This is a genomic window from Streptococcus sp. F0442 (assembly GCF_000314795.2).
Taxonomy (GTDB): Bacteria; Bacillota; Bacilli; order Lactobacillales; family Streptococcaceae; genus Streptococcus.
The window spans coordinates 216,303-240,552 of sequence record NZ_KB373315.1 but is presented as its reverse complement, the minus strand read 5'-3'; the positions used below and the strand labels follow the sequence as shown (position 1 = coordinate 240,552).

Here is a 24,250-nt window from a genome sequence, read left to right as displayed (position 1 = left end):
TCTATCAAAAGATCCTCAAGTGCGAAGACTTGAGAATTGTTTGTTAATTTTTAATAAAACCTTCTTTTACCAAAAAGTCACGCGCCACTTGAGCAGCAGACTTGCCTTCTACTCCGACTTGGTAGTTCATCTGGCTCATTTGCTCTGCTGTGATTTTACCAGCTAACTGATTGAGAATCCCTTCCAATTCAGGGTGTTTCTTAAGAAGAGCTTCTTTCATGAGGGGTGCTCCTTGATATGGCGGGAAGAGTTGCTTGTCATCTTCAAGGACCACCAGGTCATAGCGAGCCAGCTCGGCATCCGTTGAGTAAGCATCTGTGATCTGGATATCACCGGACTGGATCGCCTGGTAGCGAAGGGCTGGCTCCATGGTGGAGACTTGTAAATGGAGTCCGTAAACCTTCTGCAAGCCCTTGTTCCCATCCTCTCTGTCATTAAACTCCAAGGTAAATCCTGCCTTGAGTTGTCCTTCCAACTTTTTCAAATCTGAAATGGTCTTGAGGCCATACTCTTGGGCAATTTTCTTAGGGACTGCAACAGCATAGGTATTCTGATAAGCCATGGGTTTGAGCAAGGCCAGGTTGTCTTGTTTCTTGATCCCATCTCGAGCCGCTTGATAGACTGCTTCTGGATCATGGCCGACTTGTGGCACCGGTTTGAGGAGACTTTCGGTCACGGTCCCTGTAAACTCTGGATAGATAGCAATATCCCCTTTTTTCAGAGCTTCATAGAGGAAGGTGGTCTTGCCAAAATTCGGTTTGACGGTCACTGTCATGTCCGTGTTTCCTTCGATCAAAATTTTATACATATTGGCTAGAATTTCCGGTTCAGGACCTAACTTCCCAGCGATGACCAGATTTTCTTTTTCCTGTTTGGGAAGAAGACTTGGTGTATAGCTAGCTCCCAATCCGATAACCATTACCGCAAAAGCCGCAAAGATGGTCCGCAATTTGGCCTTTTCCATCCATTTGAGAAGAAGGTTAAAGGCGATGGCCAAGAAGGCAGAAGACAGGGCACCGATCAAAATCAGACTGGCATTATTGCGGTCAATCCCCAGAAGGATAAAGGAACCGAGTCCCCCTGCTCCAATCAAGGCAGCTAGGGTAGCTGTCCCGATAATCATCACAGCTGCTGTTCGGATCCCAGACATGATGACGGGCATGGCCAAGGGAATCTCAAACTTCTTCAAGCGCTCCCACTTGGTCATCCCAAAGGCGGTTCCCGCTTCTTCAAGGCTTGGATCAATCCCTTGTAAACCGGTGATGGTATTTTGAAGAATGGGAAAAATGGCATAGATGACGAGAGCTGTCAAGGCCGGAAGCGTCCCGATTCCCATGACGGGTATGAAGAGCCCCAAAAGGGCCATGGAAGGAATAGTCTGGAAGATCCCAGCTACCTGCAAAACCCAGTTGCTGGCTCTCTTGCGTGTACTTAAATAAATAGCCAGAGGGACCGCCAGAAAAATCGCAAGGAGCAAGGTCAGTAATGACAGTTGCACATGTTGCCCCAGTGCAGTGAGCCAGTCTCCAAAGCGTTCTTGAAAGGTTGCAAATAGTTTAGACATGGTGAGCACCTCCAAACAAATCCGCAACAAAGTCGTTGACTGGCTGGGCTAGAATGGTCTCAGAATCCGCCACCTGCACAATCTCTCCTTCTTGTAGCACTGCAATGCGATCGCCTAATTTCAAGGCTTCATCGGTATCGTGTGTAACAAAAATAGTGGTCATGCCGAACTCCTTGTGCAAGTCTTTGGTGAGAGTCTGTAGCTGTTTGCGGGAAATGGCATCCAAGGCTGAAAATGGCTCGTCCATCAATAGAATCTTTGGCTCTGCAATGATGGCCCGCACAATCCCAATCCGTTGTTGCTCCCCACCCGATAACTCGCTTGGTAAACGATGAGCATAATCTGTAGCGGGCAGACCCACCTTATCCAAGAGTTCTTCTGTTTTAGAGGCTATTTGTTCCTTGCTCCAGCCCTTCATCTCAGGAATCAGTGCAATATTTTCAGCAACCGTTAGATTTGGAAAGAGAGCAATGGCCTGCAAAACATAACCAGTAGAAAGACGTAACTCTCGTTCATCATAGTCCTTGATGCGTTTTCCGTCCCTATAAATATTGCCATCTGTCGGCTCCAAAAGACGATTGATCATCTTGAGCATGGTAGTTTTTCCAGATCCTGAAGGTCCCACAAGGACCATAAATTCTCCATCTTCAATCCGGAGATTGACATCTTTTAAAATGTCTGTATCCGTGTAGCGCAAGGCTACATGTTTGTATTCAATCATATTCTTCCTCTATAAGTTTTCTGTCTCTAAGAGTATCCAATAGGCTACTTGCCGGATGACCTAGGACTTTTTCGACATCTGTAGAAACCCCAGCTTGTTCCCCAGCTTTAATCGCTGTATAGGTGCTGACCCAGGCATCGTACTCCCAAGTTTGTGCTGGCCATTTTTTCCGTGACTCATAAGCTTCTTCTACTGATTCATCTACATACTTGATGGTCTTACCGGTATTTTTTGAGAGAAGCGCTACGATTTCTTCCATGGAAAGATCCTCTGGCCCTGTCAAATTCAAGGTTTGATTTTCCCACTCCTTAGGATTTAAAAGAATCTCTGCTGCAACCCTAGATGTGTCCTTACGGGCAACAGCTGACACAAGACCACTGCCTGCCGGACCACGAATCTCTCCGTTTTCAAGCGCCATATCAATCAGGAAGTCCAAGTAAAAATTATCTCTCAAAAAAGTGTAGGTGAATCCTAACTCCTTGATATAGGCTTCCGTCTGGGCATGATCTCGAGACAAGGTGAAAGTTGCCTTCTCATCTGCCCCATAAAAGGAGGTATAGACGATATGCTCTACTCCTGCTAGCTTTGCAGCATCTAAAAAGCCCTTGTGTTCCTTGACACGCTCTGGATTTTCCCGAGCAGAAACCATCAACAAGATATCGATCCCCTTCAAGGCCTCAACCACCTCTGGAGTATTGGCATACACCATTTTACGGATTTCCGCAGACGCGTAGAGTTTTGCACGCTCTGGACTTCTTGCCAGATGGACTGAAGCGATTCCTTTCTGATCTATAAGATTAGCCACATAAGAACCTAATTTCCCTGTTACCCCTGTAATGCCAATCATAACTGCTACTTCCTTTCCCTAGATGTCATTCTCTTTAGCTTTTAGATTTGAGATTATACGCTCTTGATACTCCTCAAATTCTCGGATTTCTTGATCCGAAAATCCTTGATAGAAAATCTCTCCCAGTTCTTTACTGACACGGTCTCCAATTTCTTTTTGCGCCCAACCGAGGTCTGTCAAAGAAATATATTTTTTCCTTTTATCCTGCGTGCAAGGTTGAATCGTAACCAAACCTTGTGCTTCCAATTTCTTAACCATACTGGTCAATGTATTATTGGCTAGACCCGTCGCAAGAGCGATATCAGTTGCGGTAGCGCACCCCAACTCTTGCTTCCACAAAATCGTTAAAATTTTCCCTTGTTCACTTCTGTATTGAGCATCTGGTTCCTTGCTCAAGAGTTTTTGAAAAAGTCGCCCGTTCAACAAGCGTATCTGTAAAGCTTGGTAGCCCCCTTGCATCTTGTCCATTTTGTCTCCTTTTTTCTTCTATATCGAACTTTCTATCTTTTATTGTAATACTTTCGATTACATCTGTCAACTATTTCGATATCGAAATAAAAATCTAAGAATATGTCCACAGGATCCTTGAGGAACTTCAAAATACCAGATTTTTTAATCCTTTTACACCATCTTCCTTGGAAGAAAAGCAACATTTATACTCCTTTTCGAACGACACTGAGTTTTACATCTCTTCACTATCATGCAGAATGAAATTTGTTAAAAAAGCCTCGGTAGGGTTCTTCCTACCGAAGCTTTTTTGATGAAAGAGACAAGCGTAATGTCTATACATAAACGACTTATCAATCCAAGTTTATTTTTCCTTTTTGTGTTCCCCAAACACCAGTTTGTACTTGTAATACAAGTCCTGATGCATTAGCAGTTTCTGCATTAAGGTCGAAAACCACATTACCAGTGATGCTGTTTTCAGGATTTAACTCCGAAAGAAAGAATTTTCCTTCCTCATTAGCATACATACCAGCTACACTATCAGTTTCATACTCCGTATCACCTTTTAGCAGTTTAAAGAAATCGTTCGTAACAGTAATTGATTTTTTTCCTGAATTTTTTACTGTTACATTTAAAATTAAGTAGCTACCATTTGCTGTCTTTCCGTACTCTCCTCCAACATTTTGAGAAATAGACTTAGAATTTACAATATATTCAACATCCCCCACTTTAGTAACTTCACCAATTTTTGGAATAGCTTGTGCTACAGATTTCTTCTCGTCAGACTTACTCTCTTCAGATACTGCAGTTTTCCCATTTTTATCATTAGTTGCTTGCTCAGTGGAACTGGTCGTTTGTTTTGCCGTTGAGTCACTTGTTGAATTATCTGAAGTTATTGAACCTCCACCCTTCGTTACAGCACCATAAGCAATTAACACCACAAGCAAAATAAACCACCATTTCTTGTAGAAGGGTGTTTTTTTCACATAAACATTCCCGTTTTCATCTTTGATTTTCTTAGACATAAGAAATCTCCTTTAAACTTTTTCTTTGATATAATTATAATGTATTCACTCAAAAAATAAAAGCATTTTGAGGGATAAAACTAAAAAATTCTTTAAATAGTGATTTATCTCTATGAAATTATGTAAATTTTTTTGTTAATTCTCTAAATGAATTCAAAAATCCTCCAGAACTTAGCTCTGAAGGACTTTTAACTTTATTTCGTTACGATATTTACAAGCTTGTTCGGTACACTAATCACTTTCACGATGTCCTTGCCATCAATTTCTGCTTTGACTTTTTCGTCAGCCAGAGCGACTTCTTGCAATTCTTCACGTGAAAGGTCTTTAGCGACCATGAGTTTAGCACGGACTTTACCTTTGATTTGGACGACGATTTCGATTTCGTCTTCAACCAATTTGCTTTCGTCCCATGTTGGCCAAGCTACGTAAGAGATTGACTCACCTGTTGCTGCCACTGTTTGCCAGAGTTCTTCTGCCAAGTGAGGGGCAAAAGGGGCGATCAATTGAATAAAGCCTTTAGCGTAGTCCACATAGAGTTTGTCTTCCTTGTTAGCTGCGTTGACAAAGACCATGAGCTGGGCAATGGCTGTGTTGAATTTCATGGACTCGATTTGCTCTGTGACAGCCTTAACGGTTTCGTTATAAACCTTGTCAAGAGCACCATTGTTGTCCGCAACGATTTCTTTACTTGTAATCAAACGGTAAACACGGTCAAGGAATTTACGGCTTCCTTCCAGACCTTCTTCAGACCAAGCGATAGAAGCGTCAAGTGGGCCCATGAACATTTCATAGACACGAAGGGTATCGGCACCGTATTGTTCCACCACATCGTCTGGGTTGACCACGTTCTTGAGGGATTTAGACATCTTAGCTGGTGCTTGCTCCAATTCTTCTCCTGTTTCCACATGGAAGAAGGAACCGTCACGTTTTTCAACCTTGTCAGTCGCCACAAGAGCACCACGGTGGTCACGGTAGCTGGTTCCCAAGATCATTCCTTGGTTAAAGAGTTTTTGGAATGGTTCTTTGGTTGGAACAACACCGATATCATATAGGAATTTGTGCCAGAAACGAGCGTAGAGCAAGTGGAGCACGGCGTGTTCTGCCCCACCCACATAAATATCGACTGGCAACCATTGTTTGAGGAGGTCCTCATCAGACAATTTTTCTGTGTTGTGTGGGTCGATATAGCGGAGGTAATACCAGCTTGAACCTGCCCATTGTGGCATGGTATTCGTCTCACGACGACCTTTGACGCCATCTTCACGAGTCACTTCCAGCCAGTCTGTCAAGTTAGCCAATGGGCTTTCACCAGTACCTGAAGGGCGGATATCCTTGGTGACTGGTAAGACAAGTGGCAATTCACTTTCTGGAACGGCTGTCGAAGTTCCATCTTCCCAATGAATGATTGGGATTGGCTCACCCCAGTAACGTTGACGGCTAAAGAGCCAGTCGCGAAGGCGGTAAGTCACCTTCTCTTGACCACAACCTTTTTCTTCCAACCAAGCCACAATTTTAGCAATCGCTTCTTCTTTGTTAAGCCCGTTCAAGAAGTCAGAGTTGACGTGAAGGCCATCTTCTGTGTAGGCAGCTTCTTCTACATTTCCACCTTCCAGCACTTCTACGATTGGAAGGCTGAATTGTTTAGCAAATTCCCAGTCACGCTCATCATGGGCAGGGACGGCCATAACAGCACCTGTTCCATAGCTAGAAAGAACATAGTCCGCAATCCAGATTGGAATTTCTTTGCCATTGACAGGGTTGATCGCATAAGCACCCGTCCAAACCCCTGTTTTTTCCTTGGCAAGGTCAGTACGAGCCAAGTCTGATTTGAGGCTAGCTTGGTGTTTGTAATCAGCTACAGCCTCAGCTTGTTCAGGACTTGTGATAGCATCTACCAAGTCATGCTCAGGCGCCAAAACAGTGAAGGTCGCCCCAAAAAGGGTATCCGGACGAGTGGTAAAGACGGTGAATTCCTTATCAGTCCCTTTCACCTTAAAAGTGACATTGGCACCAGTTGATTTCCCAATCCAGTTGCGTTGCATGTCTTTGATAGACTCTGGCCAATCTAGGTCATCCAAATCGTTGAGCAAGCGCTCTGCATAGGCCGTGATTTTAAGCATCCATTGGCGCATTGGTTTGCGGACAACTGGATAGCCTCCACGCTCAGAAGTTCCGTCAGGAAGGACTTCTTCGTTGGCGATGGCTGTTCCCAATTCTTCCACCCAGTTTACTGGCACTTCCGCTTCATAGGCCAAGCCTTTTTCGTAAAGCTTGGTGAAAATCCATTGCGTCCACTTGTAGTAGTTCGGATCTGTCGTATTGACTTCACGGTCCCAGTCGTAAGAGAATCCAAGCGCATTGATTTGACGTTTGAAGTTAGCAATGTTTTCCGCTGTAAATTCCGCTGGGTCATTCCCTGTATCCATCGCATATTGCTCTGCAGGCAAACCAAAAGCATCCCATCCCATTGGGTGAAGGACGTTGTAGCCTTGTGCACGTTTGAAACGGCTGAGGATATCGGTCGCTGTGTAGCCTTCTGGGTGTCCTACGTGTAGACCCGCTCCAGATGGGTAAGGGAACATATCCAATGCATAAAACTTCGGTTTTGAGGCGTCAGTTCCTGTCTTAAAAGTATGATGGTCAGCCCAGTATTTTTGCCACTTAGGCTCGATTTCTTTATGATTGTAAAAACTCATAGCGTCTCTCCAATTTTCGTGATGCTCCTATTATACCATTTTTAGGGGATTTTTAAAGGATCAGATAAAGAAAAAGACAGGTCCCATACGGGACCTGTCCATCCTGTTTTCGCTAAGAAAAGTCTATTTCACATGCTTTTCAAGTTCTTTTTGCGCTTTTTTATTGGATTTTTCTTTTTCTTTCTTCCATTGTTCACGCGCTTTGTCGTAGTCTTTCGCCGCTACGACCTTGTCTTGAACTTCTAAATACTTATAGTTGAAGGTTTGACCCTTATGGCCGGTCCAAGCAAAGGCGGCAGAGTATGGTACAGTCTTACGAACGACTGGAGAAGCTCCATCTGAATGAATCGGAATCAAGAGGGCGCTATCGGTCAACCAAGCTTGAGCCGCAGCATATTTTTCATAACGCTTGTTGACATCTGTGTTTTCTTTTTGAGCGTCTTCAATTAATTGATCGTACTCATCAAAGCCAGCTGCTTTTGCGGCCGCATTATCCGTACCAGCATCGAATCCAAAGTAAGCATTGGCATTTTCACCAGATTTACCACTGGTGATGTCGATGTAAGAAGATGGGTCCGTATAGTCTGGTCCCCAGCCCAAGTTATTGTTTAGATCCCAGTCTTGTTGGGAAGCATTTTCAGCAAAGTAAGTCACTCGTTGAAGATCATCCTCAGAAACCATATTCAGATCGATGACAATATTTTCTGCTCCCAATGTAGATTCAATCGACTGTTTGAATGATTGGGCTTGTTTGATTCCTTCCGTAAAAGTCGAAGAAGTTGGAAGATCCAAATGAATTGGGAATTCAACTCCTTGAGCCTGCAAGTCTGCCTTAGCTTTGGCAAACTCTTCTTTGGCCTTGGTTGGATTGTAGAGGGTGTCTTTTCCATCTGCAACAGAGACCCCTTTCCATTCATCCCCATAAGCTTCCAAGTCTTTTTCTACTGCATCACCAAATTGTTTGCCATCGATTTGGACAAAGTTTGGTGGCGTAAAGGTATTACGGATCACCTTATTGGCACCCGCTTCCCCGTTAGCTTGCGCTACATAAGCCTTGCGGTTAAAGGCAAACATAATGGCTTGACGGAAGTCCTTATTCAAGATTGCTTTCTTGGTAGAGGCCTTTTGAGCATCCGTGGTCTTCTTTGTGATTTCATAGGCCTGACGGTCAATGTTGAATGAAAGATTATAGGTTGAGGAACCTTGGTCAGTATAGACGATGTCGTCCTTATGCTTCTTCTCTACACTCTTATAGTTGGAACCATTTGGGAAAACACGGGCAATTGTATAGTCGCCGTTATCAAATCCACGGATCAGAGACTCGGAGTCTTGTCCATCATAATAGGTCAGCTTCACTTTACTGATTTTAACATTATCCGCATCCCAGTAGGTTGGATTCTTTTCTAATGTCGCAGAAGATTTCGAAGTGATGGATTTGATCAAATAAGGTCCGCAGTAGAGGATACTAGACGGAGAGGTTCCTTGACCGTAATCATCTCCCTTGGATTTCAAGAATTCTTCGTTGACCGGCATCAGGATCCCCATCGTGGTCTTAGAATTCCAGAAGCTTTCAGGCTGGCTCAAGGTATATTGAACGGTATAATCATCAATGGCTTTGATACCAACCGTTGAGAAGTCTTTGGTTTTTCCTGAGACATAATCATCCAAGCCTTTGACAGATTTTTGGACGAGATAGAGGGCCGAAGATTTCTTATCCGCCGCGTGCTGAAGACCTGTCACAAAGTCTTGCGCCTTGACTTCCCCATATTCTTCCCCTTCAGAAGTCATCCATTTGACCCCTTCGCGAAGTTTATAGGTATAGGTCAAACCGTCCTTAGAAACAGTCCAGTCTTTAGCAAGCGATGGGATCAAATTCCCATACTTGTCCACTTCCAATAAGCCATCTACCGCATTTCCTGTAAACTCGGAAGTCGATTTTTTATTGGAAATCGAATAGTCAAGAGTATCTGGATCCGTGGTATAGACATAGCTAAACGTCTGTTCGCCAGAACTTCCAGATTTTCCACCTGAGCAAGCCACTAGGACACCAGCTGATAAAAGCAGAGCGCTGGTCGCTAAGAGTACCTTCCCTTTGTTCATATGATTCACCTCATTGTAAAAATGTTATACTCAATTTAAATTATAGCACTTTCTAAGAAAATGTAAACGCTTTTACTGCGAAATTATTCTCTTTCTTCTTTATTTTTTCACTTTCTTCTTTTTCTAGAATTTTTTCCGTTTTAATCCCTGACCTGTATGATATAATGGAATTTATGAATAACGAGAGACATTTACACAAACGACTAAAACACTGCCTCTTGTCCCTCCTTGTGGGAGTCTTGACATTAGGCCCTATCTCTACTGCTTTTGCGGACGATATCTATCAGCAAGAAGATGTCATGAAAATCGCAGCCGATGCTGGATTAGAATTGGATGATTTTTTCAAACCAAAGGCAGACATCGTCATCGACGCCAATACTGGAGCTATTCTATACGGGGACAATATCGACACGGTCCGTGACTCAGGCAGCATGGCCAAGCTCATGAGTGCCTATGTAGTCTTTCGAGCCCTCAAAGAAGGCAAGATCAAGTACGATACCGTGGTTACAGCAACTGCGTCAGACCAAGCCATTTCGGAAAACAATCTGTTAAGCAACTCACCGATTGTGGCTGGCGTAGACTACAAAGTATCGGAATTGATCAAGATGCTCTTTGTTCCCTCTTCCAGCGCAGCTGTAATTATGCTCGCCAACGCTGTCACTGACAATGATCCCGATAAATTTTTGGATCTAATGAATCAGTACGCGCAAGAAATGGGAATGACAAATACCAAATGGCACAATCCAAATGGGGCGATGATTTCGGTGCTCCAGGGCCACTACAATCCACAGCGCTATGATGTCCATGCCAACAACGAAATTACGGCGCGGGACATGTCTATTCTGGCTTATCACATCGTAAACGATCTGCCAGAGATGTTGGAATACACCAAGCAAGCCCACACCACCATCATGGAAGGAACCCCCTACGAGCAAAGCTATGATAATTACAACACTTCCCTCGAAGGTGGAAAATTCTCCCTCAAGGGGACAGATGGCCTCAAGACAGGATCTAGCCCAACTGCCGACTACAACTACACCGCAACAACCAAACGGGGTAAACAGCGGATTATCGAAGTCATCCTAGGCGTTGGAAACTACGATGTCGAGATCGCCGAAAGCTACCGCAATCAAATCGGAAATACCTTGGCTGAGAAAATGTTCGCAGACTACCAGTATAAAAAAGTCCTTTCTGCAGGGGAACACACCATCGACGGGAAGACCATTCAACTGAAGCAAGACTTCTATGCAACCGTTAAAAAAGGCACGAATCCAGCAATTAAGCTGGAGAACAACCGCCTGGTCGTCCAAAACGGCTTGCAACAGGTATCTCCAAGCATTAAAGCAGGGATGGCCGTGAGCGAGTCTAAAGCAACGAACTCTAGCAGTAAAAGCAAGGGACTAGATGCCATGTGGCTCTTCTGCTTCCTGCCTGCCGGAATTTTATACCTGATCTTTAAACAAACCGATCCAAAAAGAAGAAAATAGAAAAGAACTCCCATTACCATAAGGTAGGGGAGTTCTTAGTTTATTGACAAAGTCATCTTAGAAACTTGACTTCGGGGATTTTTAGTTTTTTTCACGAGCGATCAAGAAAATCAATCAATTGCTTAACTGAAGTCTAGACTACCAAATAATTACACGATCCTCTGGTGCGCGCCACATGCCATCTCCTTCTTTGACATCAAAGGTTTCAAAGAATTCGTCAAAGTTTGGCAATTGGACATTGGTGCGGAGTTTTCCTGGTGCGTGGACATCGACACTTGCGAGGAGTTGCATGTACTCTGTCCGAGCTTTCATGCGCCAGATGCGGGCAAAGTTGGTGAAGAATTCTTCTGCGGAGAAGTCTGCTTCTTTCTTAGCGGCTTCAAGGGCTGCAGCGATTCCTCCGAGGTCTGCTACGTTTTCAGAAACGGTCAATTTCCCGTTGATCTTGGCACCGTAAGAGTCTTGGCCTTCGAACTGATCGATAACCTTTTGCGTGCGAGCGGTAAAGGCTTCGTAATCTTCTGGTTTCCACCAGTCTTTCAAGCTACCGTGCTCATCAAAGGATGCTCCATTGGTGTCAAAGGCATGGGAGATTTCATGGGCAATGACTGCACCGATTCCGCCGTAGTTAGCTGATGACGATTGGTGAAGGTCATAGAAAGGTGCCTGCAGAATCGCTGCTGGGAAGACGATTTGGTTTTGTTGCGGATCATAGTAGGCATTGACCATATTAGCTGGCATATGCCATTCGCTCCGATCGACTGGTTGGTTCCACTTGCTCCAAGTATGGGCAATGGAAATTTGAGCCAATTTTTGAGCATTTTCCACCAAGGCCTTGCTCTCGTCGATGATCTTTTTGGCATACGTTTCTGGTAATTTTTCAGGGTAGCCGATATGCGGTGTGATGACATTGAGTTTGACAATGGCTTTTTCGCGGGTTTCAGGAGCGAGCCAGTCTGCTTTTTCAAGACGATCCTTGTAGACCTCAATCATAGTCGCTACTTTATGCTCTACGTCTGCTTTTGCTTCTGGTGAGAATTTTTCACCTGCATACCAGAGTCCAAGCGCTTGGCTATAAGGGCCTTCTGCCAAAGCCAAAGCGGCTTTTTCTTTCGGACGTGCTTCTGGTGTCCCTGTAATCGTACGGCTATACTCACCAGATAAGACACGGATTTCTTCAGTCAAGAAAGATGTCCAAGAAAGAGCTGCACCGAGTTTCAACTTGGCATGAAGAGCTTCCCAGTTGGCTGCTGAATAGTATTTTGGTGCAAATTCCTTCCAGAAACGCTCTTCTGGCACGATGATTTTATCTGGTGTTTGTCCGATCACTTCTGTAAAGAAGCTATCTAACGGCAATTCTGGAACCAAGGCCTTGAAATCATCCCACTCATAAGGATGGTAGAGTTTGTTGTACTCGGATTTTTCTTCGTTTGACAAGACATATTTGGCCAATTCTGCATCGGCCGCAATCACCTTATCCAGGATATCTTTGATTTCTTCCTCTGAGAAATCAAATTTTGCCAAGAGCTTTTCAACCATTTGACGCCAAACAGTCAATAACTCTGGGCCTTTTTCATTGCCTTCTTCATAGTAGGTCGTATCAGGCAAGATCAAACCGAGTGCTTCTCCCCATAAGACATTCATTTGGGCATTCATAAAGTCTGGTGATACGCTAAATGGCAAGAGATTTGGTTTGCCAGCTAATTCAAAAGATGCCAGTTTGCTAGTATAGTCTTCAAAAGAAGACAAGGCCTTAATTTCATTAATCAAAGGCATAGCTGGAGCGACACCAGCTGCTTCCCGCGCATCAAAATCTGCCACCATCTTATGGTATTTGACGAAGTTTTGGAGAATGCTGTCTTCAGGTAGCTCTTCTCCCCGTTGCCATTTTCCGGTAATATCCAACATCAAGTTTTCGATATCTTGAATCAAGTCCATAAAACCACCAGTTGACGGTTTGTCATCAGGAATCACTGCTGTCTCAGCCCATTTTCCATTGACGTAATCATAAAAATCATCTTGTAAACGTACCATGATCTTCTCACTTTCATTCTTTTCTATTAACCTTATCAAAAATAGGTCTATTTTTCAATGATTACAAGCGAGTTAATCTAAATTATTTTTAAAATTAACTTGACTTAATTTTTTCATTCATGTATATTAATGATAAAGGAGCAAAATCATGATTCAAATTGAACATCTAAGTGTTGCTTACCAGCAAACACTGGCCTTGGAGGATCTTTCCCTCACCATCCAGGGGCCAACCATCCTAGGAATTCTTGGCCCCAACGGAGCTGGAAAATCAACCCTGATCAAGGCTATGCTAGGACTTCTCCCTCATTCGGGAAAAGTCCTGCTCGATCAAAAAGATCTCGGCCAAGTTCTTCAACGAGTGGCCTACGTCGAACAAAAGACAGCTATTGATTTCCACTTCCCCATCACGGTGCGAGAGTGTGTCTCACTGGGCCTCTACCCCCATCTTTCTATTTTCAAGCGAAAAAGCAAAGAGGATCTCCAAAAGGTGGAAGATGCCCTAAAACTTGTCAATCTCCTTGATCTCGCGGATCGCCAGATTGGTCAACTCTCGGGAGGGCAATTCCAACGGGTCCTAATCGCCCGCTGCTTGGTCCAAGAAGCAGAGGTCATCTTTTTGGATGAGCCCTTCGCAGGGATTGACTCTGTCAGCGAAGACATCATCATGCAGACACTCCAAACCCTGAAAAAGGAAGGCAAGACCATCCTGATCGTCCATCACGATCTCAGCAAGGTTCCAGCTTACTTTGACCAAGTCCTCCTCCTTCATCGCAAACTGATTGCTTTTGGGAAAACAGAGGAAACCTTTACCAAAGAGAATCTGCATGCAGCCTACGGGCATGAACTCTTTATAGGAGGTGAAATCAGATGATTGCAGAATTTATCGATGGATTACAACAATTTCATTTCCTCCAAAACGCTCTCATTACAGCTATTGCCATCGGGATCGTCGCCGGTGCGGTCGGATGTTTCATCATTCTGCGAGGCTTGTCTCTCATGGGGGACGCTATTTCGCACGCGGTCCTTCCAGGGGTGGCTTTGTCCTTTATCTTAGGTATCAACTTTTTTATTGGCGCCATCATCTTTGGCCTCTTAGCTTCCATCCTGATCACCTATATCAAGAGCAACTCCATCATCAAGAGCGACACTGCGATTGGGATTACCTTTTCTTCTTTCCTCGCCTTAGGGGTCATCTTGATTGGAGTCGCTAAAAGTTCCACCGACCTTTTCCACATCCTCTTTGGGAATATCTTGGCTGTTCAAGACCAGGATATGTGGATGACCATTGGTATTGGTGTGGCTGTCTTACTGGCGATTTGCCTGCTCTTTCGACCCTTGCTACTTACTTCCTTCGATCCTGTCCTCGCTCAATCCATGGGCGTTCGGGTCAAGGTCTATCACTACCTTCTCATGGTGCTCTTGACCTTGGTTTCTGTCACTGCTATGCAGAGTGTCGGGACCATTCTCATCGTCGCCATGCTCATCACACCTGCTGCGACGGCCTATCTCTATGCCAATAGCCTCTGGTCCATGATGCTCCTTTCATCCGGATTAGGTGCTCTTGCATCCATCCTAGGACTTTTTATTGGTTATAGCTTCAACATCGCTGTCGGATCTTGTATTGTCATCACTTCTGCCGTCTTCTTTCTCATTAGCTTCTTTATCGCTCCCAAGCAGAGAAAGAACAGACATTCCCCTTCGTACTAAGATTAATCTCATAAAGGAGAAAAAATGAAAAAACTAACTTCCGTCTTAGCCCTCTTTGTGGCTCTCTTATTTGGTTTACTGGCTTGTAGCAAAGACTCTTCTTCCAAGTCCTCATCCGATAAATTGAAAGTGGTCACCACTAACTCCATCCTCGCAGATATGACCAAAAATATCGCTGGGGATAAAATCGAGCTCCACAGTATTGTCCCTGTCGGCCAAGATCCCCACGAGTACGAACCGTTGCCAGAAGATGTCAAAAAAACTTCGCAAGCAGACCTGATCTTTTACAACGGGATCAATCTAGAAACCGGTGGCAATGCTTGGTTTACTAAATTGGTCAAAAATGCCAATAAAGTAGAAAACAAGGACTATTTCGCAGTTAGCGAGGGAGTCGACGTCATCTACCTAGAAGGCCAAAGCCAAGCTGGAAAAGAAGACCCTCATGCTTGGCTCAATCTCGAAAATGGAATTATCTACGCTAAAAATATTGCCAAACAATTGATCGCAAAAGATCCAAAAAACAAGGACTTCTACGAAAAAAATCTAGCAGCCTATACTGAAAAACTCAGTAAGCTAGACCAAGAAGCCAAGCAAGCATTCAAGAACATCCCAGAAGAGAAAAAGATGATCGTAACCAGTGAAGGCTGCTTCAAGTATTTTTCAAAAGCCTACGGCGTCCCATCTGCCTATATCTGGGAAATTAACACCGAAGAAGAAGGCACACCAGAACAAATCAAAACGCTGGTGGAGAAATTGCGTCAAACCAAGGTACCGTCCCTCTTTGTCGAATCCAGTGTCGATGAACGACCTATGAAAACTGTAGCTAAAGATACCAATATTCCTATCTTTGCAAAGATCTTTACTGACTCGATTGCCAAAGAAGGGGAAGAAGGCGACAGCTACTACAGCATGATGAAATGGAATTTAGAGAAAATCGCAGAAGGTTTGAACAAATAAGGTTCCTAGCTCGAAATGATTTTCCAGTCAAATGAGTGGCTCTTCCCCCTTCATTGATGTACAATGAAAAGAAAAAAGGAGTCTTTTCTATGACAACATTTTTAGGAAACCCTGTTACCTTTACCGGATCTCAACTTCAAGTTGGCGATACTGCTCATGATTTTTCACTGACCACTCCTAACTTGGAGAAAAAATCTTTGGCTGATTTTGCTGGCAAGAAAAAAGTCCTCAGTGTGATCCCATCCATTGACACAGGTATCTGTTCTACTCAAACACGTCACTTCAACCAGGCCCTCTCTGACATGGAGGACACTGTGGTCTTGACGGTTTCCGTCGACCTTCCTTTCGCTCAAGGCAAATGGTGTGCTGCTGAAGGGATCGAAAATGCCATCATGCTCTCAGACTACTTCGACCATTCCTTTGGGAAGGCTTATGGCCTCTTGATCAATGAATGGCACTTGCTCGCACGCGCTGTCTTGGTCTTAGATGCGGATAACAAGGTCACTTATGTTGAATACCTAGACAATATCAACAGTGAGCCCAATTACGAGGCTGCAATCGAAGCCGTCAAAGCACTTGGATAAACGAAAAAGAGGTCTACGACCTCTTTTTCATTGCTATAAAATCCGATGGAGTCCATTCTGTAAGAGAACCCGCCAGCGTAAGCGTGGGATGCCTCTGAGGAAACTCCGCACGCGTTTTGCTACCTGTTGCTTGTAGCTCTTGCCTCCTTGTGCAAAGGTTCCCTTCCGACTCCAATAGCCCTGCTCTCCGCGGTCATTCTTCGGAGCTAGATAGCGAACACCTTGCTGATAGAGGACCTTCTTGCGAAAAGGTGGATCCCACGGTTTTACGGGATCGATATCCAAGTCCTTATGGGTATGGCCTCTAGCTAAGCCATAGTTGAAACTGGCTCCATTGACAATGCCATTTTCAGAAATCTGATATGGATCCACTTCATTGAGAAACTGGCCACCCTGATCCAGGATATACTCTGTATGAAAGTTGAGCAAGACCTTAAAATTCAACTGGGCCTGGGCACGAGAAGGGAAGGCGAGTTGGCCGTCTTGATCCACATAAACCTTATTGTGGAGACGAGCCGCTGCATAAGCATCGATTTTGATCCCTTTTGTCTCCTGCAAGTAAGCTTGTAGCGCTTCTTCATCCGTCTGCCCCGCTCTGGCATAATGCTCCCGAATCCACTGGGCCTGGTAGGCAGAGAGCAAATAGCGGAACTGGTGGATCTGGCGTTTTAAGAGCTGGTCTCCCTCTTTGCTAGCTAATGGATCCTGAGCAAATGCTACTTGGACCACTCTTGAGAAAGAAGACCAAAAAGGTGAATGAGGTGGGCAAGCTGGAGCCATTCTACTTAGAAGAAAAGCTGTCTCTTCACAAGCTCCAGACAAGTCACTTGGCATGAGAAGAATTTTCATAACTCCCCTCAACAAGTCTTGAGCAACAGCTTCATCCAGATTCTGGAGTTCTTGAAACCACATTTTTTGAAACAGAGGACTGGCAAAGAAAAAGACAGACTGGTATTGTTCTTGGTAGGCTTGTACATCTTTGTATTCCTGCAAGTATTTCTCTAAATAGGCTAAACTATTCTCCCTCCACCCTAGTCTCGCCAAGTCCTGTCTGTTCATAATGCCGTCCTTTCTATGCTACTATACTACCATCTTTTGGGGCTTGAGACAATTCTCATTACTCCACTAGCGTTTTTGAGGATTTTTTTGATATACTAGAAGTGAGCGAAGAAAAGAGGAAAGCATGACACCAAACAAAGAAGATTACCTCAAGTGCATTTACGAAATTGGCACAGAAGTAGAAAAAATCAGTAATAAAGAAATTTCCAGTCGCATGCAGGTCTCTCCACCCGCTGTGACCGAGATGATCAAGCGCATGATCTCAGAGGGGCTCTTGGTGAAGGACAAGTCTCGTGGGTATTTGCTAACAGATCTAGGCTCGCAATTGGTCTCTGATCTCTACCGCAAGCACCGCTTGATCGAAGTATTTCTGCTGGAAAATCTTGACTATACAACTGAAGAAGTCCATGAAGAGGCAGAAGTTCTTGAGCATACCGTTTCTGAACATTTCATTGACAAGCTTGATCACATGCTTGGAAGTCCTAAGACCTGTCCTCACGGGGGGACCATTCCACCCAAAGGACAACTTCTCATCGAGGCTTACCAGGACCGTTTGAGTGATGTCAGCGAACCGGGAACCTATCGTTTGCAAAGAGTCCAAGATAACTTTGAATTGCTTAATTTTTTAGATCAAATCCAGCTGACCATTGGAGATGACATTCTCTTCAAAGGCTATGACGATTACACTGGCCTCTATCATTTAGCTATCCACGGGCAAGAGATTTCTATCAATCAAGTGATTGCCCAACAACTTTACATAGAAAAACATGCCCTTTAATCAAGGGCATGTTTTTTCTTTCTATGGATTTTTCGTATCGAGGATGATGGTCACCGGGCCATCATTGATGAGTTCGATTGCCATATCTGCAGCGAAGACACCTCGTTTGACAGGGACTTCCTTTTCCAACAAATCATTAAAATCATCATAGAGCTGGCTAGCCATCTCTGGATTGGCTGCCCCAATAAAGGCCGGACGATTGCCTTTTTTTGTCTGGGCAAAGAGGGTAAACTGGGAAACAGAAAGGATTTCTCCTTGAATATCCTTAACAGACAAATTCATCTTCCCTTCTTCATCCGAGAAAATCCGCATTTGCGTGACCTTTCGTACTGCGTATTCCAGGTCCTTTTGGTCATCCTCAGGACCCACTCCCACCAAGAGAAGAAGTCCTTCTTGAATCTGACTATAAACTTGACCGTCAATAGAAACCGAGGCCCTTTTGACCCGTTGAATTACTAATTTCATCTTATTATCCTATTTATACAATCTATTGGGCTCACCACTAAGCTTCAAAGAACATCGACTTCAAATAAGGCGATGAAAAGCAGGCAACTATTTTGAAAAACAGGGGCTGTTCCGTTGCTTTTAGGGCAAGGCAGCGAGACGAAGACAGCACTGAAGTACGGCAAGGAGAGCTACCAAGCAATAAAAGAGTTCTGACCACGCTCCTCAATCTTCAAAGAACATCGACTTCAAACAAGGCAGTGAAAAGCAGGCAACTATCTTGAAAAACAGAGGCTATTCAGTTACTTTTAGAGCAAGGCAGCGAGACGAAGACAGTACTGAAGTACGGCGAGGCGAGCTAACGAAGCAATAAAAGATAACTGAGCAGCCGACTAGCCGTTGGTACGCTTAACAGAGTATACCTCCGGCACACTCTTAATCTTATCCACAACCGTTGTCAACATAGATAGGTTTGGAATCCCGAAGGAAATGTGGATATTGGCAAATTTCATATCTTTGGTTGGTTGGGCATTGACGGTTGAGATCATCTTCGCCGTATTGGAGAGGACTTGAAGGACATCGTTGAGAAGGCCTGCACGGTTGAGGCCGTAGATATCGATATGGGCGATGTAGTCCTTGGTCGTATTGTTGTCTTCCCACTCGACATCGATCAAGCGTTGCTCGTAGTTGTCTTGAGCCCGCAGGTTCATACAGTCTTGACGGTGGATGGCAACCCCACGCCCTTTGGTAATGTAGCCGACAATTGTATCTCCTGGCACGGGATTACAACACTTGGCAATCCGGATCAAGAGACCGGAAGCTCCTTGGATGACCACGCCACCTTCATGGCGGACCTTTAGGGTGTCTTTTTTATTTTCAACCTTGACTTCGCCACCTTTGACCAGCTCTTCGGCTTCTGCACGCGCCTTGGCCTTTTCCTCTTCGCGACGTTCTTCTTCCGTCAAACGGTTAAAGATAGAAATGGCTCCTACTTCTCCAAAACCGATGGCCGCAAACAAGGCCTCTTCGGTCTTGTAGCTGGTTTTTTGCAAAACTTTGTCCATGTGCTTTTTGTCCATGAACTTATTGGCTACCAAGTCATGCTCGTGGAATTGGGCCATGAGCAACTCCCGTCCACGGTTAATAGACAATTCCTTGTCTTGATTTTTAAAGAACTGGCGGATCTTGTTACGCGCCTTGCTGGTCTTGACAATAGTTAGCCAGTCACGACTCGGACCAAAGGAATTGGCATTAGTGATAATCTCCACCTGATCCCCAGTCCGAAGTTTAGTATTAAGGGGCACCATCCGGCCATTGACCTTGGCACCAATGGCTTTTTCTCCAACCTTGGTATGGATCTCATAAGCAAAATCGATCGGTCCAGAATCTTTAGGAAGCGAGCGCACGGTTCCGTCTGGTGTGAAGACATAAATTTCTTCTGCTAGAATATCTTCTTTTACATTTTCAACAAATTCTTTGGCATCACCTGACTGGTCCTGGAGCTCCATCATCTCTTTGATCCAGTTCATCCCAATGGCAGATTCCTTGCTGTTAACCTGACCCTTGATCCCTTTTTTGTATGCCCAGTGAGCGGCAACCCCGTATTCGGCAACCTCGTGCATCTCCTTGGTACGGATCTGGAATTCAATCGGTCCTTTAGGGCCATAGACCGTCGTATGGATGGACTGGTAGCCATTGGCCTTCCGATTGGCAATATAGTCCTTAAAACGCCCCGGCATCGGTTTCCACAGTTCATGGATATAACCCAGCATGGCATAGACATCACTTGGAGTATCCAGAATACAGCGGATGGCAATCAAGTCATAGATTTCATCAAAGCGTTTCTTCTTATCCTGCATCTTGCGGTAGATGGAGTAGATATGCTTTGGCCGGCCATAAATTTTTCCATGCAAATGGCGTTCCCCTGCATAGGTCTCAATCTTGTGGACAACTTCTTCCACTAACTCTTCTCGCTCACGACGTTTTTCCTTCATCATATGAGAAATCTTGTAGAATTCTGTCTCATTCAAATAACGGAAAGACAGATCCTCAAGCTCCCACTTAACACTGGAAATCCCGAGACGATGGGCTAGTGGCGCATAGATCTCCATGGTTTCGCGAGAAATGCGTTCTTGCTTGTCCTTACGCAAATGCTTCAAGGTGCGCATATTATGCAAGCGGTCTGCTAGTTTAACCAAGATTACACGGATATCCTGAGACATGGCCATGAGCATCTTGCGATGGTTTTCCGCCAATTGCTCTTCGTGGGACTTGTACTTGACCTTCCCGAGTTTGGTCACCCCATCGACAATCACGCGCACATCATGACCAAATTCGCGTTCTAAATCATCTAAGCTTGCATTCGTATCTTCCACGACATCATGCAAAAAACCACAGGCCACCGTTACAGCATCCAGTTTCAGCTTGGCGAGAATTCCTGCCACTTGAATGGGATGAATGATGTAAGGTTCACCAGACTGACGGAATTGACCACTATGGCAATCAACTGCATAGACCAAAGCCTTTTGCACAAAAGCAACATCCTCAGGTGATAAATATTTTTTTGTAAGGGCAACGACTTGGTCCCCAGTTAAATTCTCTTCTTTTGGCATTCGTTTTCTCCAGTTTCTTGGATACTATTTTAACACTTTTAGAAGCAGATGGAAACCAATGAAGTTACTTTAATATACGGATCTTACTTAGCCTGGCAAAACTCTTTCAAAGAATGTAACTCAGCTTTCTTTCTTCCAACGCCTTCTTTAACAGAGTTTGAAAATTTTCCAGCCAAATCCTTATCAATACTTCCAATGACCTGATCTAGAGAACTTTCAAGTTCTGTTAAACTCGATGAAATTCTACTTTTTATACCTTGTTGATCAATTGCTCCCTTGGTTAATGCAAATTTCCCCATAAATCTAACACTAATGATAGCCGCCATGTAACGCTTATCTTCATAAGTAAGATCATTTAAAACATCAATTTTCGACATACAGTTCCTTTCTCAATCTTGCAATATCCTTGGCATATTTTTCAGAAACCAGCTGTAGTTCCTTTTGTTTCAGCTGATATATTTCCTCAATATGAGCTAGTTCTCCATAGTAGTCCGAATTCAATTCCTCATAAACATCTGATAATTCCTGAAAATAATCCGATAGACTGTCCGTACTTTCCATCGTTTTAGAGAAATATGTAACTTCCTCTTCCATCATTTCGATGTTCTGTTTTGTAAAGCAGAACTGGTCATGGATCTGATGCATTCTGTTTTCCAGTTTTTTCATCTCCATTTTCAATTCTTCTTCAGTCCTATTCCATTCTTCTTCCACTTTTCTAATCGCATTAATACATTTAAACTCGTTGTTTCCCATTCTTTACCATTGCAATTGAAGTTGGCTTGCTAGAGCAATATCTGTAGCTGCAACAGTTGCAATCCCTTTCGCTATGTCTGTTGATAGACTAAAAATACTATCCTTTATTTTTAGAGTATCTTTTTTAATTTTCTCTAATTCTGTGATGCGATTGATCTCAATCGTTTCTTTTGTTGCACCAACTTGAGCAAGTGCATTGACGATATCACTCTCTCTACATCGGCTTCCGGATACAGTTGAACGGCAAGAGGCTAATAATGTCTCCCAAGTCCCTTTCACATCCGCAATACCGAAATCACAGACAGCTAAAATATAGTCTGAGGCAATGAGAGCAAACTCCTTCAACGATTCCACTATTCTTATGGCCTGAATTGTGTCCATGGAAATGAGATCACGTCCGGAAAGCCCTCTCTTTTTCCAAGATTCCAATGCTTGTTTCTTTAACTGCAGTTGTTCTTTCGCCTGCTTTACTCGAGCTAATCGATAGTCATCTAAACTTTCTTCTTTGACGTTCAAGTAGCCAGCCTTGTAGTCGTAACCTCCCCACATATGTTGTTTTCCTAAATCGCCTACATCCTTACTGTCAATTCGAACAAGTGTCCCAACAACACCCTCGTTCCCTTCTTTAGAATGTTCCCATGTAACAATGTCTCGCTTGTCTATATAATTATAAATTTTATATTTAATCTTATCGACCTGTTTCTTTTCCTCATCGCTTAAAAGTGGATAAAGATTGGGTGCTTCATATATATAAGCCCCATCCACTCTATTTAAATACTTATCTTCCAAAGATCCAAGTGAAGCTTGGAGATTTAAGCCTCCTAAAGAATGAGCATAAAATTTGAAACGCGCATTCGGATATCTATCCATTGCTGCTTTTACTTCTTTCGAAGCCGCGTCAAGCTGGGAAATTTTTCCCGTTTTGATCCCAAGTCTCTTGGCCATTGATATTTGTATTGCAGTTGGAGCATCGGTGAGCACCCAATCTTCTACAGCTCCCCTGAAATTTTGATCAAATTTTGCTTCCGAGCCCTCAAACAAAATGGTTACTTTTTGCACATCCTCTGGTCTGGTTTCCTGAGTGATTTCTTTATCCGTCACAATGTAGCCATTTAAACCAGTTAGGGCTCCTTGCAACCGTGCTTCTAAGTCTTCGAGAGAGGAGACCATATCTTTTTCTGGTGCCTGTCCAAAAATTTCAGAAACATAGCCTATTGTTTTTTTCCGATTATTTATATCAATTCTTACACCATCCCCAACATTGTATTTCGTATATTCCTTCCATGCAATATCATTCTTTTGTTCATCATTAATTACCATTGTTGCTCCCCTATTAGATTCCTAAGTGCTTTAGACTCAGACATCCCTACAGATCTAATCGGGCCATCTTCACTACGCTTCCTCAATCCCATACTTCCAGTTATCTCTTTATTTCCATTTATAATCACTTCAAACATAATCCCCCCCATTGGATTGTGTTCGATCGTCTTATCATCAATCTCATACGATTGGATCTTGCCTTTTGGTGTTAAGGCATTTGGATCCGATGCCTTGAGCTCCTCTTCTATCAGCTTTTCCACTTCCTTACTATGCACAATCCGAACCATTTCATTTTGAAAATCAAGATGGTTTTTTACAAGCATGCCTCCCCATATCAAGACTCCTAGTAGCAACACTCCAAATATATAACGACCAATTTTTCTTTTTTGTTTCATTTTCATCCTCCATAAAGTGCTAGTAGTATCACTTTACACTATTAAGTTTTCAAATTTATTACTCTCACTTTAATAATTCGTAAAAATTTTCGAAAACGTAACATCAATTTCTAAATTTTTTTAATTTTTGGAACAGATCTCAAAGCGAATGAGTTGCTTTCTCAGATTGATGATTGTTTACCAGCAAACCGTAAATTTACTCTTCCATCAGTTCTTGAAGACCTTCAGATGCATTCATTCCAACAGATTCAATCGGCCCATCCTCACTATATTTCCTTAATCCCATACTTCCAGTTATCTCTTTATTTCCATTTAGTATCACCTCAAACATAATTCCTCCCATCGGATTGTGTTCGATCGTTTCGTCATCGATTTCATACGATTGAATTTTTCCTTTTTCTGTAAACGCCTCCGGATCTTCCTGTTTCAAATCATCTACAATTAACTTTTTCACTTCTTGACTATGTACAATTCGAACCATTTCTTGTTGGAATTCCAGATAGTCCTTGATTTTCAAGCCAATCCATACTACGAGTCCAAGAATCATCAAAGAAAATATCAAACGGCATCCTTTTCTTTTTTTGTTCATCTGTATCGCCTCCTCACTTTTATCATTCGTAATTTTTTTGAAAACTGAGCCTTTATTTTGGAAAAATTTTTATCAATTTATCATATAGAAAGGATACGAAAACGAATCCATTCCGAACAAAATAAGATATA

22 protein-coding genes are annotated in these 24,250 nt (G+C 43.5%); 6 read left to right on the top strand and 16 right to left on the bottom strand.

What is annotated here, in order from left to right:
- Nucleotides 1-43 precede the first annotated feature (43 nt).
- The 7 genes from HMPREF9186_RS07640 to HMPREF9186_RS07610 form a co-directional block, all read right to left on the bottom strand.
- Nucleotides 44-1,564 carry an ABC transporter permease/substrate-binding protein gene (locus HMPREF9186_RS07640; protein WP_009732133.1) on the bottom strand — a complete coding sequence of 507 codons (1,521 nt, stop codon included), beginning with the start codon at nt 1,562-1,564 and terminating at the stop codon, nt 44-46.
- Entirely contained in the window at nt 1,557-2,285 is a 729-nt protein-coding gene (locus tag HMPREF9186_RS07635) for an ABC transporter ATP-binding protein (RefSeq protein ID WP_009732132.1), read from the bottom strand. The genes HMPREF9186_RS07640 and HMPREF9186_RS07635 overlap by 8 nt, the downstream gene beginning before the upstream one ends.
- Complete coding sequence (locus HMPREF9186_RS07630; RefSeq protein WP_009732131.1) at nt 2,278-3,132, bottom strand: SDR family oxidoreductase; 855 nt, start codon at nt 3,130-3,132, stop codon at nt 2,278-2,280. Before HMPREF9186_RS07630 ends, HMPREF9186_RS07635 begins: the two co-directional genes overlap by 8 nt.
- A gap of 18 nt (nt 3,133-3,150) precedes the next feature.
- Nucleotides 3,151-3,600: a MarR family winged helix-turn-helix transcriptional regulator gene (locus HMPREF9186_RS07625; protein ID WP_009732130.1), complete on the bottom strand. Its 450-nt coding sequence runs from the start codon at nt 3,598-3,600 to the stop codon at nt 3,151-3,153.
- Nucleotides 3,601-3,932: 332 nt separating this feature from the next.
- Complete coding sequence (locus tag HMPREF9186_RS07620) at nt 3,933-4,604, bottom strand: DUF4352 domain-containing protein (RefSeq protein ID WP_009732129.1); 672 nt, start codon at nt 4,602-4,604, stop codon at nt 3,933-3,935.
- A gap of 194 nt (nt 4,605-4,798) precedes the next feature.
- The gene (leuS, locus tag HMPREF9186_RS07615) at nt 4,799-7,300 is read right to left on the bottom strand and encodes a leucine--tRNA ligase (protein WP_009732128.1); all 2,502 of its coding nucleotides are present in this window, start codon (nt 7,298-7,300) and stop codon (nt 4,799-4,801) included.
- 123 nt (nt 7,301-7,423) lie between these two features.
- On the bottom strand, nt 7,424-9,400 hold the full coding sequence (locus tag HMPREF9186_RS07610) for a peptide ABC transporter substrate-binding protein (RefSeq protein WP_009732127.1): 1,977 nt from the start codon (nt 9,398-9,400) through the stop codon (nt 7,424-7,426).
- 164 nt (nt 9,401-9,564) lie between these two features.
- Here HMPREF9186_RS07610 and HMPREF9186_RS07605 point away from each other — a divergent pair, with 164 nt between their 5' ends.
- On the top strand, nt 9,565-10,887 hold the full coding sequence (locus HMPREF9186_RS07605) for a DUF1958 domain-containing protein (RefSeq protein ID WP_037614140.1): 1,323 nt from the start codon (nt 9,565-9,567) through the stop codon (nt 10,885-10,887).
- 138 nt (nt 10,888-11,025) lie between these two features.
- Here HMPREF9186_RS07605 and HMPREF9186_RS07600 read toward each other — a convergent pair whose 3' ends face one another.
- The gene (locus tag HMPREF9186_RS07600) at nt 11,026-12,921 is read right to left on the bottom strand and encodes a M13 family metallopeptidase (protein WP_009732125.1); all 1,896 of its coding nucleotides are present in this window, start codon (nt 12,919-12,921) and stop codon (nt 11,026-11,028) included.
- A gap of 148 nt (nt 12,922-13,069) precedes the next feature.
- Between HMPREF9186_RS07600 and HMPREF9186_RS07595 the strand changes: the two genes are divergently transcribed.
- The 4 genes from HMPREF9186_RS07595 to tpx all read left to right on the top strand — a co-directional run bounded on the left by HMPREF9186_RS07595 (nt 13,070) and on the right by tpx (nt 16,169).
- Nucleotides 13,070-13,792, top strand: coding sequence for a metal ABC transporter ATP-binding protein (locus HMPREF9186_RS07595; protein ID WP_009732124.1), 723 nt, complete (start codon nt 13,070-13,072; stop codon nt 13,790-13,792).
- Nucleotides 13,789-14,628: a metal ABC transporter permease gene (locus tag HMPREF9186_RS07590; RefSeq protein ID WP_009732123.1), complete on the top strand. Its 840-nt coding sequence runs from the start codon at nt 13,789-13,791 to the stop codon at nt 14,626-14,628. Before HMPREF9186_RS07595 ends, HMPREF9186_RS07590 begins: the two co-directional genes overlap by 4 nt.
- A 24-nt stretch (nt 14,629-14,652) precedes the next feature.
- Nucleotides 14,653-15,585 carry a metal ABC transporter substrate-binding protein gene (locus HMPREF9186_RS07585; RefSeq protein ID WP_009732122.1) on the top strand — a complete coding sequence of 311 codons (933 nt, stop codon included), beginning with the start codon at nt 14,653-14,655 and terminating at the stop codon, nt 15,583-15,585.
- Between the two features lie 89 nt (nt 15,586-15,674).
- Nucleotides 15,675-16,169, top strand: a complete 495-nt coding sequence (gene tpx, locus HMPREF9186_RS07580) for a thiol peroxidase (RefSeq protein ID WP_009732121.1) — start codon at nt 15,675-15,677, stop codon at nt 16,167-16,169.
- Between the two features lie 33 nt (nt 16,170-16,202).
- Here tpx and HMPREF9186_RS07575 read toward each other — a convergent pair whose 3' ends face one another.
- Entirely contained in the window at nt 16,203-17,228 is a 1,026-nt protein-coding gene (locus HMPREF9186_RS07575; protein ID WP_009732120.1) for a DUF3114 domain-containing protein, read from the bottom strand.
- 124 nt (nt 17,229-17,352) lie between these two features.
- Between HMPREF9186_RS07575 and HMPREF9186_RS07570 the strand changes: the two genes are divergently transcribed.
- Entirely contained in the window at nt 17,353-18,006 is a 654-nt protein-coding gene (locus HMPREF9186_RS07570) for a metal-dependent transcriptional regulator (RefSeq protein WP_009732119.1), read from the top strand.
- A gap of 21 nt (nt 18,007-18,027) precedes the next feature.
- On the opposite strand, the gene dtd is transcribed toward HMPREF9186_RS07570, so the two are convergent.
- The 7 genes from dtd to HMPREF9186_RS07535 all read right to left on the bottom strand — a co-directional run bounded on the left by dtd (nt 18,028) and on the right by HMPREF9186_RS07535 (nt 24,119).
- Nucleotides 18,028-18,471, bottom strand: a complete 444-nt coding sequence (gene dtd / locus HMPREF9186_RS07565) for a D-aminoacyl-tRNA deacylase (RefSeq protein ID WP_009732118.1) — start codon at nt 18,469-18,471, stop codon at nt 18,028-18,030.
- A 371-nt stretch (nt 18,472-18,842) separates the two neighbouring features.
- Nucleotides 18,843-21,062 carry a RelA/SpoT family protein gene (locus HMPREF9186_RS07560; protein WP_009732117.1) on the bottom strand — a complete coding sequence of 740 codons (2,220 nt, stop codon included), beginning with the start codon at nt 21,060-21,062 and terminating at the stop codon, nt 18,843-18,845.
- Nucleotides 21,063-21,145: 83 nt separating this feature from the next.
- Nucleotides 21,146-21,439 (bottom strand): hypothetical protein, encoded by a 294-nt coding sequence (locus HMPREF9186_RS07555; RefSeq protein ID WP_009732116.1) that lies wholly within the window; start codon nt 21,437-21,439, stop codon nt 21,146-21,148.
- Complete coding sequence (locus HMPREF9186_RS07550; RefSeq protein WP_009732115.1) at nt 21,426-21,815, bottom strand: hypothetical protein; 390 nt, start codon at nt 21,813-21,815, stop codon at nt 21,426-21,428. The genes HMPREF9186_RS07555 and HMPREF9186_RS07550 overlap by 14 nt, the downstream gene beginning before the upstream one ends.
- Before the next feature lie 3 nt (nt 21,816-21,818).
- Nucleotides 21,819-23,135 (bottom strand): hypothetical protein, encoded by a 1,317-nt coding sequence (locus tag HMPREF9186_RS07545; protein WP_009732114.1) that lies wholly within the window; start codon nt 23,133-23,135, stop codon nt 21,819-21,821.
- On the bottom strand, nt 23,129-23,530 hold the full coding sequence (locus HMPREF9186_RS07540; RefSeq protein ID WP_009732113.1) for a DUF1310 family protein: 402 nt from the start codon (nt 23,528-23,530) through the stop codon (nt 23,129-23,131). The genes HMPREF9186_RS07545 and HMPREF9186_RS07540 overlap by 7 nt, the downstream gene beginning before the upstream one ends.
- Before the next feature lie 196 nt (nt 23,531-23,726).
- Complete coding sequence (locus HMPREF9186_RS07535; RefSeq protein WP_009732112.1) at nt 23,727-24,119, bottom strand: DUF1310 family protein; 393 nt, start codon at nt 24,117-24,119, stop codon at nt 23,727-23,729.
- Nucleotides 24,120-24,250 lie beyond the last annotated feature (131 nt).

What these genes read in the sequence shown, in the direction of transcription:
- HMPREF9186_RS07600 (WP_009732125.1), bottom strand. Translation starts at nt 12,921, where the DNA reads ATGGTACGTTTACAAGATGATTTTTATGATTACGTCAATGGAAAATGG.
- HMPREF9186_RS07570 (WP_009732119.1), top strand. Translation starts at nt 17,353, where the DNA reads ATGACACCAAACAAAGAAGATTACCTCAAGTGCATTTACGAAATTGGC.
- HMPREF9186_RS07555 (WP_009732116.1), bottom strand. Translation starts at nt 21,439, where the DNA reads ATGTCGAAAATTGATGTTTTAAATGATCTTACTTATGAAGATAAGCGT.
- tpx (WP_009732121.1), top strand. Translation starts at nt 15,675, where the DNA reads ATGACAACATTTTTAGGAAACCCTGTTACCTTTACCGGATCTCAACTT.
- HMPREF9186_RS07610 (WP_009732127.1), bottom strand. Translation starts at nt 9,400, where the DNA reads ATGAACAAAGGGAAGGTACTCTTAGCGACCAGCGCTCTGCTTTTATCA.
- HMPREF9186_RS07590 (WP_009732123.1), top strand. Translation starts at nt 13,789, where the DNA reads ATGATTGCAGAATTTATCGATGGATTACAACAATTTCATTTCCTCCAA.
- HMPREF9186_RS07535 (WP_009732112.1), bottom strand. Translation starts at nt 24,119, where the DNA reads ATGAACAAAAAAAGAAAAGGATGCCGTTTGATATTTTCTTTGATGATT.
- HMPREF9186_RS07585 (WP_009732122.1), top strand. Translation starts at nt 14,653, where the DNA reads ATGAAAAAACTAACTTCCGTCTTAGCCCTCTTTGTGGCTCTCTTATTT.
- HMPREF9186_RS07560 (WP_009732117.1), bottom strand. Translation starts at nt 21,062, where the DNA reads ATGCCAAAAGAAGAGAATTTAACTGGGGACCAAGTCGTTGCCCTTACA.
- leuS (WP_009732128.1), bottom strand. Translation starts at nt 7,300, where the DNA reads ATGAGTTTTTACAATCATAAAGAAATCGAGCCTAAGTGGCAAAAATAC.
- HMPREF9186_RS07545 (WP_009732114.1), bottom strand. Translation starts at nt 23,135, where the DNA reads ATGGTAATTAATGATGAACAAAAGAATGATATTGCATGGAAGGAATAT.
- HMPREF9186_RS07540 (WP_009732113.1), bottom strand. Translation starts at nt 23,530, where the DNA reads ATGAAACAAAAAAGAAAAATTGGTCGTTATATATTTGGAGTGTTGCTA.
- HMPREF9186_RS07630 (WP_009732131.1), bottom strand. Translation starts at nt 3,132, where the DNA reads ATGATTGGCATTACAGGGGTAACAGGGAAATTAGGTTCTTATGTGGCT.
- HMPREF9186_RS07625 (WP_009732130.1), bottom strand. Translation starts at nt 3,600, where the DNA reads ATGGACAAGATGCAAGGGGGCTACCAAGCTTTACAGATACGCTTGTTG.
- HMPREF9186_RS07575 (WP_009732120.1), bottom strand. Translation starts at nt 17,228, where the DNA reads ATGAACAGACAGGACTTGGCGAGACTAGGGTGGAGGGAGAATAGTTTA.
- HMPREF9186_RS07605 (WP_037614140.1), top strand. Translation starts at nt 9,565, where the DNA reads ATGGAATTTATGAATAACGAGAGACATTTACACAAACGACTAAAACAC.
- HMPREF9186_RS07635 (WP_009732132.1), bottom strand. Translation starts at nt 2,285, where the DNA reads ATGATTGAATACAAACATGTAGCCTTGCGCTACACGGATACAGACATT.
- HMPREF9186_RS07620 (WP_009732129.1), bottom strand. Translation starts at nt 4,604, where the DNA reads ATGTCTAAGAAAATCAAAGATGAAAACGGGAATGTTTATGTGAAAAAA.
- HMPREF9186_RS07595 (WP_009732124.1), top strand. Translation starts at nt 13,070, where the DNA reads ATGATTCAAATTGAACATCTAAGTGTTGCTTACCAGCAAACACTGGCC.
- HMPREF9186_RS07550 (WP_009732115.1), bottom strand. Translation starts at nt 21,815, where the DNA reads ATGGGAAACAACGAGTTTAAATGTATTAATGCGATTAGAAAAGTGGAA.
- HMPREF9186_RS07640 (WP_009732133.1), bottom strand. Translation starts at nt 1,564, where the DNA reads ATGTCTAAACTATTTGCAACCTTTCAAGAACGCTTTGGAGACTGGCTC.
- dtd (WP_009732118.1), bottom strand. Translation starts at nt 18,471, where the DNA reads ATGAAATTAGTAATTCAACGGGTCAAAAGGGCCTCGGTTTCTATTGAC.